Consider the following 13190-nt stretch of genomic DNA (forward strand, 5'->3'; position numbering starts at 1 on the left):
GCCACCGCGCCGGCCGTGAGAAAACTTGCGGGTCATTGCCGCGAAATTCTGGCCCCTGGTCTGCCGCAACCAGATGAAGCCGGCGTCAATGGGTTGCAAATGGACCGGGGTTGCAAATGGACCGGGGTTGCAAATGGACCAGGGTTGCAAATGGACCAGCCAAGCCCGAAATGTCGAACAGAGACAGATTCGGAAACGGCATGCACCCACGATTGCTCAAGACCTTCCTCGCCGTGGCGCGGCACCGCAACATCACCCGCGCAGCGCGGGAGGTTCATCTGGCGCAGTCGAGCGTCAGCGACCAGATCCAGTCGCTGGAAAGCGAACTTGGTATCGTCCTCTTCATCCGCTCGCGCCACGGCCTCGACCTGACGGCGGCCGGCGACGCGCTGAAACCTTATGCGGAAGAGATTCTGCAACTGGCGGAGGAGGCGCGTATTGCCGTCGAGGCAACGACGGGAATGACCGCCGGAACGGTTACGGTCGGCGCGCTGGAGACGATTGCCACTGTCAAACTTCCGCAATGGCTGGCGGCCTTTCGAGGCGACCACCCGGAGATCGGTCTGCGGCTCAAAATCGCCGGCAGCGATGCCCTGCTGCGGCAGCTCGAAGAAGGCGAGATCGACGTCGTCTTCTGTTTCGACAAAGGCGGTCTGGATGAACGCCTGGCCCGGCGCACGATATCGGCCGAGCCGCTGGTCCTTGTCGCCTCACCCGAACATGCGCCCGCATCGGGGCAGAGCGACCTGGCCGCGCTCGCCGCGATGCGTTTCGTGGTGACGGAAACCGGATGCGTCTACCGGCATCTGTTCGACACTGCCTTTGCCGAGATGGCAGCGCCAGAACTTGCCGCCGAAGTCGGCAGCATCGGCGCCATTGCGGGCCTGGTGGCGACTGGTGTCGGCATGGGCCTGGTGCCGCGGCTGGCCGTTGCCGACGCGCTCGATCGCGGCGAGATCGTCGAATTGCCGTGGCCGGGTCCGGCCCGCACGGCGTCGCTGGTCATGGTCTGGCGCCGCCGGCGGGTTCAGCCGCCGGCGCTGAAACTGCTGCTGGCGGCCGCGGCCAGGAATTTCGCTGCGCTCAGATCAGCCGATGACCGCCCTCGACATGCAGAACCGTCCCTGTCGTAAAACCGTTGCCCATCAGAAAGGCGATGGCATCGGCAATGTCGTCCGGCTGTCCGACGCGGCCGACCGGCAGGCGCCTGGCCATTGCATCGAGCGTCTCGTCCTTCTTGTCGCCGGCCACAAAACTCCAGATCGGCGTGTCGACCCAGCCCGGCGAGACGGCGTTGACACGGACCGGCGCCAGCTCGACCGCCAGCGCCCGCACCAACCCTTCCAGCGCAGCGTTGACAGCGGCAACGACCGAGCCGCGCGCCGCCGGCCGGTAGGCGGCGATGCCTGAGGTGAAGGTGATGGAGCCGTTGGCCGAAAGCTGCGGCGCGCCATGCTTGGCGAGCAGCAGCGGCCCGTAGAATTTGCTTTCGACGACCCGCTGCGCCGCCTTCAGGTCGACTGAAGGCAATAGCTCATAGGCGCCTTCGATATCGGCGGCGGTGCTGACGATATGGTCGAGCCGGCCAATTCGCTTGAACAGGTCAGCGACCTGATCCTCCCTGGCGATATCGGCCGCGACGGCGCTCAAAGCGGAAGGGTTCTGCAGCGCCTCGCCGGCACGCTTGAGCCTGGCTTCACTGCGGCTGACTATGATGACTTCGGCGCCTGAGTCCAGGCACCGCCTTGCCAACGCCAGCCCCATTCCGGAGCTGCCGCCAATGATAGCGATTTTCGATTTTGCGATGTCTGCCATGTTTCCGTTCCTGTCCTGAACCGCTCCGGCGAGAGTCGCAGACCGGCGGCAGGAGTGGAAACGGAAGAAAGCGATAGTGCCATCGGAGACTCCGATGGCACTATCGTCGATAGGAACCGACGCGGGCCACTCCGTCGAGTGGCCCACCTGTCAATAGAAGTGCGCTCAATAGCCGACCGTAAAGCGCTGCTTGATATGCGCCGGCTTTTCGATCTCGTCGGCCATGACGATGGCGTAGTCCTCGAAGGAAATGCTGCTGCCCTTGTCGGACGTCAGCAGCGTGTCCTTGCCGATGCGGTATTTGCCGGTCCGCTCGCCGGCGACGAACAGCGCCGAAGGCGACAGCAAGGTCCAGTCGAGATCGTCGACCGTCCGTAGCGTGTCGAGGAAGTCGGCGCCCTTCTGCGCCTCGGCCTTGTAGATATCAGGGAAGGTCGGCGTGTCGACCAGGCGCTTGCCGGGCGCAACCTCAAGGCTGCCGGCGCCGCCGACGACGAGGTAGCGTTTGACGCCGGAAGCACGCACGGCTGCGATAAGCGTATCGGGATCGCTGTCGAGGAAATGAACCGAGGAGATCACCGCGTCATGCCCCTTGATCAGGGCGGCAAGGCCATCCTTGTCGAAGACGTCGCCCTTCTTGGCAGTCACGCCCGGAAGTGCCGCGATCTTGTCTGGATGCCGGGCAATGGCGGTGACGCTGTGACCGCGATCGGAGAGTTCCTTAAGCAGGCGCGAGCCGACCTGGCCGGACGCGCCGATAAGTGCGATTTTCATGGGGATTTTCCTTTCGTCTGGGGAGAATTTCGTCTGGGGAGAATTTCTGGGCCTACGCCGCCTCGATGTGAGCGACGAGATTGTCGTAGCTGCCGAACAGCGCGTTGGCGCCGATCAGGCGCGGCGCCGTTTGGCCGATCACCGCGAGCGCGGGAACGCCATTGACATGCAGCCGCTGGAACAACATCCGCCCGCGGCTGACCAGGTCGTCATGCTTCGCCAGAAACGGCTGCGTCGGCGCTTTCAAAAGCTTTGCCGCGTCGCTCATGCCGGCGTCGGTCAGTACCGCGGCGACGCCGTCAACCGTCACAATATCGCGGCCGTCGACATAGCGGGCATGCTGGATCGCCTTCAGTGCCGCAAGTTCCTGGCGCCAGTCGTCCAGCCCGGCGGCGTTGATGCCCATGGTGGCAGCGGAAGAATCGAGCAAGGTGCCGCTGACATTGAGCACATTGTCGAGATAGGCCTGGCTGAAGCGCTGTCCGCTCAGCCGCGCGATGCGCTGGTCATTGTCCCAGGCGTGGGCGGCAAAACCAGCATCCAGCGGCCGCGCGCCGGCACCGGAGAAAAGCCCCACCGGCAGCAGTTGGAGCGCGGTCCCGCCGGCGGCCAGTCGATCCAGCATCGGCGTGGCGCCATAGCACCAACCGCAGAGCGGGTCGAAAAGATAGGTTAGGGTTGCATTGGTCATGGCGGCCTCATTCTGTTGCCCGATAGATGACAGCTGGACCGGTTGCGAAAAATAGCGATCAATCATACAATCTGTCTGATCAAATCATACAATGAGCTGCCTGTGACCGAACTCCTCAATCTCAACCGGCTCGTCTACTTCGCCACCGTGGTGGAGACCGGCTCGTTCACGGCCGCTGCCGACCGTCTCGATGTTGCCAAGGCTGTGGTCAGCCATCAGGTCGCCAAGCTCGAAGAAGAGCTCGGTGCAACGCTGCTGCGGCGCACGACGCGGCGCGTGACGGCGACCGAAGAGGGTCGTCTGTTCTATGACCGGACCGCGATCATCCTGCGCGAGGCGGAGGCAGCCTATGGCGACATTTCGCAGCGCGCGGCGCAACCGACGGGGACGCTGCGGCTGACGGCGCCGCTCGACTATGGCGAGAAGGTCGTGGCGCCGACCATCGCCGCCTATCTCAGAAAATACCCGAAAATGCGGGTCGAGACGATCTTCGACGATGCGGTCAGCAACCTGGTCGACGAGCAGATCGATCTTGGCATCCGCGTCGGCTGGCTTGCCGATTCCAGCAATCTGGCGCGGCGGCTGGGCAGCCTGCAGCAATTCGTCGTCGCCAGCCCGGAACTGGCCGCCAGGCTGCCTGGGGAAGCCAGCCCCAGGCGGGCGAAGTCGCTGCCCTGGGTCGGCAACGCCCAGTTGCGCGGGGTGGGCCAATGGCTGTTCTCGAGGGGCACGGAAACGGTGCTGGCCGAACTCAACCCTGTCGTCAGTTGCGACAAGACACCGGGCGTTCTGTCCTGCGTGCTGGCCGGCATCGGCCTCGGCATCTTTCCGGACTACAGTGTCGCCGACGACATTGCGCGGGGACGGCTGGTGCGGGTGTTCGCGGATTGGACCTTGCCGTCCGGGGGCATCCACGCCGTCTTCCCGCCGGCGCGCTTCAGGCCGGCCAAGGTGCGCGCCTTCGTCGACTTGCTGGTTGCGGCGGAAAGGCGGCGGGCGCGCAGTGCCGTTACAGGCTGATTTCGGCGCTGGCTATGGTAATCAGGGAACCTTTGTTCGGCCCACGCTTTTGGATATGCTGCGATTCCGAACCGTCAGAAGGGTATTGCCGATGACCATCAAGATCCTCGCGACCTCCGCCCTTGTTCTCGCGCTTGGCTGCAGCCTGTCTACCGCAGCGCTCGCCAAGGAGAAGAAGCACCGCCATCGCCAGCCGGAACCGGAGCAACGCTACGTTCCCGCCCATCGCGACCTCTTCTATGCCCTGTTCGGCGGCCCGCGCTACTATGATAAGATGCTGGTCACCACGGCTGCCGGCCCCTGCTCCTACGACAGGGTCGGGCCGGACGCGAATGCGCTGAACAAGGTCAACGATCACCATTGCGGGAAGTAGAACGGCCCCAAAAGCGGGGCTGTCCTGCGCCTGTCGAGGGTTCTACCGGATGCCGGCCACCGCGAACTCGATAGAGATAGCCGATGACCGTCGAAAAATGGTCTCCGTCCGAAAGGAAGGCCGCTCGCAGAGCCTATGACGCAGCGCTGAAGGTGGCGCTCGACAAGACGCTGGCTGAACTCAAGAGCAGGGCCCACGTTGCGGCAACGCCTTCCGAAATGTGGGACGTCGAAGACTTTCTGCGGCAGCAGCGACGGAAGATCGACCAGATGTTCGACTATCGCTATTCATAGCTAATACAGGTCTTCGCCAATCTCATCCGGCAAGGCTATCTCGAGGAGAATCTCTTTGTTGGCTTGTCGGAAGACAAGCGGCAAACGATCCGAAAATACGCCAGCTGGAATCGCGAAGGGTAGGGGTCCTCTTCGGGGACCCTGGCGCTGCGCGCCGCGCAGTTTGAGCTCAGCCGTGGCTTGCCTCTCTGGCATCGGCGGTCGCGCCTCTGTCCTTGTCGTCCTGCGCCATCGCCAGCGGCGCACCCGGTTCGCCTTCCCACAGGATCAGGCTGGCGGCGCCGATCAGCCCGGCGCGGTCGCCGAGTTCAGCCTGCACGATCGGCACGTCGCGATAGGCCGGCATCGCCCGCTGCTGGATGACCGCTCTGATCGACGGTGCCAGAAGGTCGAACCCGTTGGAAAGGCCGCCACCCATGACAATCAGATCGGGCGAATAGAGATGCAAGACATTGGTGAAGCCGATGCCCAGCCATTGTGCTTCCGCCTCGATCAGGTCGAGAGCGTTGGCGTCGCCGGCCTTGGCAGCCTCTACGACATGCCTGGCCGAGACGTCGCCGTCATTTGACAGCCGTCGTAAGAGCGAGCCGTCGCCCGGCGCGGTCAGTCGCGTGGCGCGGCGGCCGAGCGCGGTTCCGGAGGCAACGGCCTCGAAGCAGCCGATGGCGCCGCAAAAGCAGCGGTCGCCTTCACCGGTGATGGTCATGTGGCCGATCTCGGCCGCCAGTCCGCGCCTGCCGTGATAGATGTGGCCATCGGCGACGACGCCGCCGCCAATGCCGGTGGACACAGTCACGAACACCAGCGATCCGCTGCCACGTCCGGCGCCAAAACGCCATTCGCCGAGCGCCGCCGCATTGGCGTCATTCTCCAGCCGCACCGGCAAGCCGAAATGCTGCCCCAGAATGTCGATCAGCGGCACGTCGTGCCAGCCGGCCAGCGTCGGCGGCGCAATCACGATCCCCGCCTTGGGGTCGAGCGGTCCCGGTGCTCCGACGCCGATGCCGGCGACCTTTGCCTGCGGGTGTTCCCTAAGCAGCGTGCCTGCCAGAGCGACGATCTGGCCGATCACCGCCTCCGATCCCGCACCGGCAAGCGTCGGCGCTGAAGCATGGGCGACGATATTGCCATCGCTTTCGACCAGCGCACCGCGCAGCGCCGTGCCGCCGAGATCGAAGGCGAGCGCAATCTTGTTCATCAGGCGGCGACCTCCAGCCCGTGCAGCCAGGCCATGCGCCGGGCAAGGTCGGGATCGCCGAAGGCCAGCGAGCCCAGCACCACGGTCTGCGCACCTGCGGCGCGCAGCAAAGGCACTGTCTCATGGCGGATGCCGCCATCGGCGGCGAGCACGATGTCGGCCTCGCGGCCGGCTTTGCGCATCAGCGCGCGCGCCTCGATCAGGCGCGGACACGCTTGATCGGACAGGCTCTGGCCCTTGACGCCGATGGAAGTGCCGAGCAGCGTCACGAACGCCACTTCCGGCAGGAAGGGCGTGACGGCCGCGACCGGTGTTTCCAGCCGCAGCACCACGCCGGCCTCGGCCCCGAGTTCACGCGCCAGTTTCACGGCGCGCAGACCGGTCTCGCCGTTTTCGGCGTGCACACTGATCAGGTCGGCGCCGGCCTCGATGAACTGGCGCGTCTGTTCCTCGACGATCTCGGCTTCGACCATCAAATGGACATGGATAGGCTTTGCGGTGAGCTTGGCGATGTGCGCCACCAGGTCCGGGAAGAACAGGAAGCCAGGGGTGAAGCGGGCATCGGCGACGTCGATATGATGGACATCGGCATGGGTCTCGATGCGCTTCAAATCGCGCTCCATATTGGCGAGGTCGGCCGACCACAGCGAAAACTCGCCGATAAGCCGGTTGCGCGGCAGGGCGGCAATTGCGGCGGGGCCGGACAGGGGCTTGTTCGTCGTCATCGTCTCAGGCTCCGTAGCCGCGCATTGTCTGGCGGTTGGTTTTGACGGCGCCGGCAGGGTCGGCGGCGGCCGTTTCGGACTCTTCCTCCAGCACCAGCCAGCCGTTGAAATTGGGTGCAGCACCAGCGATCTCGATCACCTTCGCCGTGTCACAGACGCCCTTGCCGAGCATCGCCCAGGTTCCATTCGCGTCGACATCCTTCAGATGCACATAGCGGATGCGGTCGCGATAAGTGGTGAGCGTATCCGCCATGTCCTGGCCGCCGCGCAAGATGTGGCCGGTGTCCGGCACCCAGCCGACCAGCGAGGCGTCGACCAGCCCGAAGATGCGATCATAGTCGGCGCGGTCGAACAGCAGCGTGTTGTGATGCGAGCTTGGATGCACCGCGACCTGGACGCCGGCCTCGCGCCCGAGCTCGCCGGCTTTGTTGTAGACCTCGGCGGCGATGGCAAACTTGTCGTCGCGCGGCCCGTCGGAAACGATCGTGGCCGAGCCCATCGACACCAGCGCGCCGGGAAAGGCGGCGGCGAAGTCGATCCAGCGTTTGGCGGTCTCCAGGTCGGCGCCGATCTCATCCCTAAGCGTGAAACCGCTCTTGGAGCCGAAGGCGAAGGAGACGAGCGTCAGCCCGGATGACTTCAGCGCGGCGGCGAACTCCGTTGGCTTGCCGGCATAGCGGCCGATCATCGTGTCGGTGATCTCGATGCCGGCATAGCCGCCATGGGCGATCGCCTTGAGCAGATCGTCCGGGCTGCCGGCAAAACGGTCGCCGAGCATTTCCCAGGTAAAGGTCTGGCAACCGACTTTCAGGTCTTTCACGGTCATCCTTTCGTTTCTTGATTCCACTCTCCGTTGGAGGGACATCCTATTTGACCGACCCTGCGGTCATGCCGGCGAGGAAGAACCTCTGGGCAACCAGGTAGATGACCAGGAGCGGCAGCGAGCCGAGCACGCTCATCGCCATCATCTGGTTCCATTCGAAGGCGTGTTGTCCCATCAACAGCTGGATGCCGATCGGGACGGTGCGCATGGACGTTGACTTCGTCAGCGTCAGCGCAAAGAGAAATTCGTTCCAGCACAACAGGAAGGTGTAGACCGACGTCGCCACGATACCGGGCAGTGAAATCGGCACGATCACCCGCCACAGCGCGGTCCAACTGGTGCCGCCGTCGACAGCCACCGCTTCATCGAGGTCGCGGGGCAAGGTGTTCAGATATCCCGTCATCAGCAGGATCGCATAGGGCAGCGTAAACACCAGATAGGTCAGGATCAGCGCGACATAGGTGTCGAAGATGCCATACGAGACGACAAGCCCGAAAAAGGGGATCAAAAGCGTGATCGGCGGGATCGTCTGCGTGCTGATGATGAGAGTGTTGAGGCTGCCCTTGCCGCGGAAATTGAAACGGCTGAACCCATAGGCTGCCAGCAAGGCGATCAGCACCGTCAGCACGGTCACCGCTCCGGCGACGAAGTAGCTGTTGAAGAAGAAGCGCAGCTTTACCGGATCACCAAGGATGGCCGCATACGCTTCCAGCGTGAAGGCCTTCGGCAGGACGGTTGGCGGCAGGGCGAAGATTTCGGTATTCGACTTGAACGAGCTGCTCAGCATCCAGTAGATCGGGAAGGCCGCGAACAAGAGGCCTGCGGCAAGCGCGACATGGAGCGCGGCGGTGATCAGCCTGTCTTTCGGTGTGTGTCTTTTCCTCATGTGACTACCGAGCCTTTTGATAGCGGATGTAGAATAGCGTCAGGCCGAGAGAGATCAGCAGGATGACCACGGCGCTCGCCGAGGCCTGCGACAGGTTGTAGCTCGAAAACGCCAGCTTGTACGTGTAGGTGCTGAGGACCTCGGTCGAGTAGATCGGACCGCCACCCGTCGTTATCCAGATCAATGGAAAGACCTGCATGGTCCAGATGAAGTCGAGCAGCGAGATGCTGATGATGATCGGCATCAGCTGCGGAATGGTGATGAAGATCAGCTTCTGGTAGGCCTTCGCGCCGTCGATATCGGCGGCCTCGTAGAAATCCTTGGGAATGCCCTGCAAGCCTGCGAGCAGGCTGACCATGAAAAGCGGGTAGCCCGCCCAGATATTGGCGAAGGTGACGGCGTGCAGCGCGGTCGCGGGCGAGGAAAACCACTCGACCTTGGAACCGATGATGCCGATCTGCATGAGAACACTGTTCACGACACCATTCGGCTCAAGCAGCAGGCGCCAGATCACCGCGATAATCACCGCGGTGAACAGCCAGGGCAGTATGTACAGCACGCGCAGGATGTTGCGCAGCGTCGGATTGATGCGGTCGCTGTTCAGCATGAGTGCGAAGACCATGCCGATGGTCATATGGAAGACGACACTCATGCAGGTGAAGTAGAGCGTGTGCCACAGCGAGGCCCAGAACACCGGATCGGCAAAGATCGCCTGGTAGTGTTTCAGTCCGGCAAAGGACGGATCGCGACGCAGCACCGCGCTGTTCTGGAACGAATAGCCAATCACCGTCACCATCGGCAGCAGCATCAGAAGGCCGATTATGAGGAGCGATGGTGACAGATAGAGATAGGGTGCGACCGCTCGTTTCAGTCGATGGTGGGAGCGCTGCTGCCCGGTCATGTGCGACCCCTGGGATGTGCCTTCAGGAGGAAGGTGCGCTTCAAAAACAGGTCCATCTCAAATTGCCGATCCGTTGTTGACGGGTGGCCTGGCCGAGGCCGGGACACCCGGTGGAAGATAGCAAACGGGCAATGGGCCGCTCAGAATTTCGCCATCCAGCCCTTTTGAGCGTTGGTTGCGGCTTGTTCCGGAGACTGCTCGCCGGCAAGCATCTTCTGAGCCTCCACGTCGAACTGGGTCATCAGGTCTTCAGCCACCGGCAGGCCCGTGAACTCGTTGGCGAGATAGCCGGTCTTGAAGATTTCGAAAGCCTTGGCGAAAGCCTTGTCCGAGGTCACGAAATCGGGCTTGGCGTTGACGTTCCCCGGGAAGGCGTTTGCAAGCGACACGAGCTTGGCATTCACCTTTTCACTCATCAGATATTGGACGAGCTTCCAGGCTTCATCCTGATGTTTCGAGGCGGCAGAGATGCCGATGCCCCAGGAGGCATAGGGAAGGCCGCGCTTGCCGTTGTAGTCCGCCACGACTGGGACCGGGATGAGGTCGAAGTTCAGCTTGGGATTGCGTTTGCGGATGAGATTCACATGCGCGAGCGAGTCGATCATCATTCCGACCCGATCGTTGACGAATTCCTCGACCTTTTCCTGCTCGGTCTTGGTGGCAATGCCGGGCGAGATGACGCCGGCGTCGTTCAGCGATTTGACGAAGGTGAGCATATCGACGACCGGCTTGCCCTCGAGAGCCGGCTTGCCTTCAACCATCATCGATTGACCCGAGGCCCAGACCCACGACATCAGGTCGTTCTGGACACCGGACGGCGTTTGCAGCGACAGCGGCAGCACCCAGCCATACTGGTTCTTGTCGGCATGGGTCATCTTCTTGGCGGCTTCGAGAAACTCCGCGCGGGTCGACGGCAGCTTGGTGACGCCTGCCTGGGCGGCGAGGTCCAGATTGACGAAGACCGGATAGACGAACGAAGCCACGGGAAACATCACCGCCTTGCCGTCCACCTTGATGATATCCGCGACCTGGGTCTTGTCGAACCCGCTCGCATCCATCATCGGGTTCATGTCGGCTAGCGCACCCTGCGCGTTTAGATTGTTCACCCAGGCGCCGTCGAGACCGACGACGTCGCTGAGCGTTCCGGTTGCGGCGCCGACCGAGATCTGGTCTCGCGTGGTCGCATAGGGACCGCTGACCAGCGTCACCTTGATGCCGGGGTTTGCAGCCTCGAAGTCGTTCATGATTGCCCTGAGCGATCCCGCCGGCAATTCGGGCTCCCACCATTGGGTGAATTCCAGCGTCGTGTCCGCCATGGCGCCGGTTGCACCAAGCAACCATGCGGCCGCGGCTATTTTCAGCATCTCGGGTCGTATCCGAAACATCATTTTCTCCTCCTTCTTCAAGATCGGCCGCACAATGCGGACGATCGTCTGTTCATTCAGAAGCCTTCTTGTATCTTCCGCAGGCACCTCGCTCCCGCCCGCGGTCTTCCGCAGATCTTCAGATCGCCAGATGCGTTTCGGGATCGAAGAAATGGAACTTGGCATCATCCACGGCCAACCGGATTTCCGAGCCGGAGCGGACGGCGCTGATCGGCTCGAACCTCGCCACCGCGTTCGACGCCAGGCCGAAATCATCCACCGCATCCGGATCGCCGGAGTCCACCCGGACCGCGTCGATGTTCATGTGGACGATCTGTTCGGAGCCGAGTTCCTCGATCGAGGTCACCCTGGCCGGTATCGTCTGATACTTGCGACCGGATTCAAGGCTGCTGTCATAAAGATCCTCCGGTCTGATCCCGAACACGACCTTGCGCCCCGCATACGACCTCAAGGCCGGCCTGCGCACGAGGGCTGCATCCTGCAGCCGGACGGCGAAGTCGCGAAAAGCGAGCTCGCCGCCCTTCAGGGTCGCCTCGAAAAGGTTCATCGAAGGAGAGCCGATGAAGCCGGCAACGAAGGCGTTAACCGGCGATTCATAGAGCCTCTTGGGGGTGTCGACCTGCTGCAGCACACCGCCTTTCAGCACCGCGACCCTGTCGCCCATCGTCATCGCTTCGATCTGATCGTGGGTCACGTAAATGGTCGTGACGCCGAGCTGCTTTTGCAGGCTGGTGATTTCGGCGCGCATTTGCACACGCAGTTTCGCATCCAGATTGGAAAGCGGCTCGTCCATGAGAAAGGCGGCCGGCTCGCGCACCATGGCGCGGCCCATGGCAACCCGTTGACGCTGCCCGCCTGACAGGTTCGCGGGTTTGCTGTCCAGCAAAGACGTCAGCTGAAGAGTTTTGGCGATCTCGTCCACGCGCTTCTTGCGCTCGGCCTTCGGCTTGCCTGCCAGCCGCATCGAAAAGGCGATGTTTTCGGATACCGTCATATGCGGGTAGAGCGCGTAGCTCTGAAACACCATCGCGATGTCGCGGTCCTTGGGCGGCATGTCGACGACGTCGACCCCGCCGATCCGAAGGCTGCCGCTGGTGATGTCTTCCAACCCCGCGATCATTCGCAACGCCGTGGATTTGCCGCAGCCGGAAGGCCCGACGAGGATCAAGAACTCGCCGTCCTTGACCGACAGGTTCAACTGGTCGATTGCGCGAAAACTGTTCCCGTAGGTTTTGCAGATCTTCTCAAGAATGACTTCTGCCATATTCCTCCCTCCACAAGTATAAGCCCTGATTTTTTATGATTCTCCTGGGCTTGTGTTCGCCTGCGAAATGTTTCGTCGGATCGTTTCAGGTCATGCTCCAGCATCCACATGCGCATTTTTCAGGTTGACTGCTGACGGCGCGTTCGCCGATGCCAGGAGTTGCGTGACCTGGTCCTCGGTCGGAAGCGCCTCGCGCCCGCCACGCCCCGTTATCGAAACGGCCGCCGCCGCGGCCGCGAATGCCACCCGGCCCGCGGTGTCGGCTCCGCGCGTCAACGCATGGGCATAGGCGCCATGAAAGCAGTCACCCGCGCCTGTGGAGTCGACGACCGCAACCCGGTGCGGGGGCAGGTGCCAGAGACCTGTCTCTTCACGGCCGCGATAGTACACACCCCTGCCTCCATCGGTCAGAACCACGGCGGATCGCGATGGCAACCACAAGGCATCGAGCATCTCGGCAGGCGATCGGCGCCCCGTGGCAGTCCGTGCAAAGCTAAGTGGAACAATGAGATGGTCGCAGAGCGCGATCAGCCGCTCCGTGGCGGGGCCGCTGCTCCATTCGATATCGCCGAGGATCGCAAGGCCGAGATCGCGAGCCCGAGCCACGACATCCAGCGACCCGGTCGCATAGCTATCTACGATCAGGACGGTTGCGCGGCTGAGGATATCGTCCGGAAAGTCCGGAGCGGTGCCCAGCATCGCATCGTCGTCATACGCGATGAACCTTTCCCCGTCCGAGCCGACGGTGATCCGCGAGTGCACCGGGCGCGCGTCGGGATGGCGCGGCGCGAATGCGGTTTCAATACCGCTCGCCACGAGATCGAGCTGCACCGCGTTGTCCGAGGCACTGGCCAGCCATCCGACGAACCCGGCGGTTCCGCCGAGCCGCGCGACGGCGGCCAGCGCCGTCGCGACATTTCCCCCGAAGGCGCGGGTACTTTGCAGAACCTTACCCTTGCCCGCCGACAATGGCTGATCGACGTAGACGATGTCGTCGATCGCAATAGCGCCGAAGCCGAGGATCGAGGGGATGGTGGGCATC

At 62.9% G+C, this 13190-nt stretch carries 15 protein-coding genes; 4 read left to right on the top strand and 11 right to left on the bottom strand.

The genetic code is table 11. The annotated features are described in order from the left end of the window. Positions 1-200 precede the first annotated feature (200 nt). Entirely contained in the window at positions 201-1133 is a 933-nt protein-coding gene (locus ACYG9V_RS10445) for a LysR family transcriptional regulator (protein ID WP_352762845.1), read from the top strand. Here ACYG9V_RS10445 and ACYG9V_RS10450 read toward each other — a convergent pair. The 3 genes from ACYG9V_RS10450 to ACYG9V_RS10460 form a co-directional block, all read right to left on the bottom strand. Next, positions 1084-1815 (bottom strand): SDR family oxidoreductase, encoded by a 732-nt coding sequence (locus tag ACYG9V_RS10450; RefSeq protein ID WP_023753996.1) that lies wholly within the window; start codon positions 1813-1815, stop codon positions 1084-1086. The two genes, ACYG9V_RS10445 and ACYG9V_RS10450, sit on opposite strands and share 50 nt — an antisense overlap. 165 nt (positions 1816-1980) lie before the next feature. Then, positions 1981-2589, bottom strand: coding sequence for an NAD(P)-dependent oxidoreductase (locus ACYG9V_RS10455; RefSeq protein ID WP_023692222.1), 609 nt, complete (start codon positions 2587-2589; stop codon positions 1981-1983). A 52-nt stretch (positions 2590-2641) separates the two neighbouring features. Next, positions 2642-3280, bottom strand: coding sequence for a DsbA family protein (locus tag ACYG9V_RS10460; protein WP_023686986.1), 639 nt, complete (start codon positions 3278-3280; stop codon positions 2642-2644). A gap of 102 nt (positions 3281-3382) precedes the next feature. On the opposite strand from ACYG9V_RS10460, the gene ACYG9V_RS10465 reads away from it, so the two are divergent. The 3 genes from ACYG9V_RS10465 to ACYG9V_RS10475 all read left to right on the top strand — a co-directional run bounded on the left by ACYG9V_RS10465 (position 3383) and on the right by ACYG9V_RS10475 (position 4966). Next, complete coding sequence (locus ACYG9V_RS10465) at positions 3383-4300, top strand: LysR family transcriptional regulator (RefSeq protein ID WP_352762843.1); 918 nt, start codon at positions 3383-3385, stop codon at positions 4298-4300. 91 nt (positions 4301-4391) lie between these two features. Continuing rightward, positions 4392-4673, top strand: a complete 282-nt coding sequence (locus ACYG9V_RS10470; RefSeq protein WP_023686988.1) for a hypothetical protein — start codon at positions 4392-4394, stop codon at positions 4671-4673. Between the two features lie 83 nt (positions 4674-4756). After that, entirely contained in the window at positions 4757-4966 is a 210-nt protein-coding gene (locus tag ACYG9V_RS10475; RefSeq protein WP_352762840.1) for a hypothetical protein, read from the top strand. Positions 4967-5135: 169 nt separating this feature from the next. On the opposite strand, the gene ACYG9V_RS10480 is transcribed toward ACYG9V_RS10475, so the two are convergent. The 8 genes from ACYG9V_RS10480 to ACYG9V_RS10515 form a co-directional block, all read right to left on the bottom strand. Then, positions 5136-6164, bottom strand: a complete 1029-nt coding sequence (locus ACYG9V_RS10480; RefSeq protein WP_352762838.1) for an ROK family protein — start codon at positions 6162-6164, stop codon at positions 5136-5138. Beyond that, on the bottom strand, positions 6164-6889 hold the full coding sequence (locus ACYG9V_RS10485; RefSeq protein ID WP_027050141.1) for a ribulose-phosphate 3-epimerase: 726 nt from the start codon (positions 6887-6889) through the stop codon (positions 6164-6166). The genes ACYG9V_RS10480 and ACYG9V_RS10485 overlap by 1 nt, the downstream gene beginning before the upstream one ends. 4 nt (positions 6890-6893) lie before the next feature. Further along, entirely contained in the window at positions 6894-7715 is an 822-nt protein-coding gene (locus ACYG9V_RS10490) for a sugar phosphate isomerase/epimerase family protein (protein ID WP_023823538.1), read from the bottom strand. Positions 7716-7755: 40 nt separating this feature from the next. Then, the gene (locus tag ACYG9V_RS10495; RefSeq protein ID WP_023745614.1) at positions 7756-8598 is read right to left on the bottom strand and encodes a carbohydrate ABC transporter permease; all 843 of its coding nucleotides are present in this window, start codon (positions 8596-8598) and stop codon (positions 7756-7758) included. 4 nt (positions 8599-8602) lie between these two features. Continuing rightward, positions 8603-9499 (bottom strand): carbohydrate ABC transporter permease, encoded by an 897-nt coding sequence (locus ACYG9V_RS10500; RefSeq protein WP_023823537.1) that lies wholly within the window; start codon positions 9497-9499, stop codon positions 8603-8605. 140 nt (positions 9500-9639) lie between these two features. After that, positions 9640-10887 (bottom strand): ABC transporter substrate-binding protein, encoded by a 1248-nt coding sequence (locus ACYG9V_RS10505; RefSeq protein ID WP_023709986.1) that lies wholly within the window; start codon positions 10885-10887, stop codon positions 9640-9642. A gap of 115 nt (positions 10888-11002) precedes the next feature. Further along, entirely contained in the window at positions 11003-12148 is a 1146-nt protein-coding gene (locus ACYG9V_RS10510; RefSeq protein WP_023682644.1) for an ABC transporter ATP-binding protein, read from the bottom strand. Between the two features lie 90 nt (positions 12149-12238). Then, the gene (locus tag ACYG9V_RS10515; protein WP_352514642.1) at positions 12239-13189 is read right to left on the bottom strand and encodes a PfkB family carbohydrate kinase; all 951 of its coding nucleotides are present in this window, start codon (positions 13187-13189) and stop codon (positions 12239-12241) included. Between the last annotated feature and the right edge of the window lies 1 nt (position 13190).

The sequence above is a fragment of the Mesorhizobium sp. W016 genome, from assembly GCF_054719485.1.

What these genes read in the sequence shown, in the direction of transcription:
- ACYG9V_RS10445 (WP_352762845.1), top strand. Translation starts at nt 201, where the DNA reads ATGCACCCACGATTGCTCAAGACCTTCCTCGCCGTGGCGCGGCACCGC.
- ACYG9V_RS10450 (WP_023753996.1), bottom strand. Translation starts at nt 1,815, where the DNA reads ATGGCAGACATCGCAAAATCGAAAATCGCTATCATTGGCGGCAGCTCC.
- ACYG9V_RS10455 (WP_023692222.1), bottom strand. Translation starts at nt 2,589, where the DNA reads ATGAAAATCGCACTTATCGGCGCGTCCGGCCAGGTCGGCTCGCGCCTG.
- ACYG9V_RS10460 (WP_023686986.1), bottom strand. Translation starts at nt 3,280, where the DNA reads ATGACCAATGCAACCCTAACCTATCTTTTCGACCCGCTCTGCGGTTGG.
- ACYG9V_RS10470 (WP_023686988.1), top strand. Translation starts at nt 4,392, where the DNA reads ATGACCATCAAGATCCTCGCGACCTCCGCCCTTGTTCTCGCGCTTGGC.
- ACYG9V_RS10475 (WP_352762840.1), top strand. Translation starts at nt 4,757, where the DNA reads ATGACCGTCGAAAAATGGTCTCCGTCCGAAAGGAAGGCCGCTCGCAGA.
- ACYG9V_RS10480 (WP_352762838.1), bottom strand. Translation starts at nt 6,164, where the DNA reads ATGAACAAGATTGCGCTCGCCTTCGATCTCGGCGGCACGGCGCTGCGC.
- ACYG9V_RS10485 (WP_027050141.1), bottom strand. Translation starts at nt 6,889, where the DNA reads ATGACGACGAACAAGCCCCTGTCCGGCCCCGCCGCAATTGCCGCCCTG.
- ACYG9V_RS10490 (WP_023823538.1), bottom strand. Translation starts at nt 7,715, where the DNA reads ATGACCGTGAAAGACCTGAAAGTCGGTTGCCAGACCTTTACCTGGGAA.
- ACYG9V_RS10495 (WP_023745614.1), bottom strand. Translation starts at nt 8,598, where the DNA reads ATGAGGAAAAGACACACACCGAAAGACAGGCTGATCACCGCCGCGCTC.
- ACYG9V_RS10500 (WP_023823537.1), bottom strand. Translation starts at nt 9,499, where the DNA reads ATGACCGGGCAGCAGCGCTCCCACCATCGACTGAAACGAGCGGTCGCA.
- ACYG9V_RS10505 (WP_023709986.1), bottom strand. Translation starts at nt 10,887, where the DNA reads ATGATGTTTCGGATACGACCCGAGATGCTGAAAATAGCCGCGGCCGCA.
- ACYG9V_RS10510 (WP_023682644.1), bottom strand. Translation starts at nt 12,148, where the DNA reads ATGGCAGAAGTCATTCTTGAGAAGATCTGCAAAACCTACGGGAACAGT.
- ACYG9V_RS10515 (WP_352514642.1), bottom strand. Translation starts at nt 13,189, where the DNA reads ATGCCCACCATCCCCTCGATCCTCGGCTTCGGCGCTATTGCGATCGAC.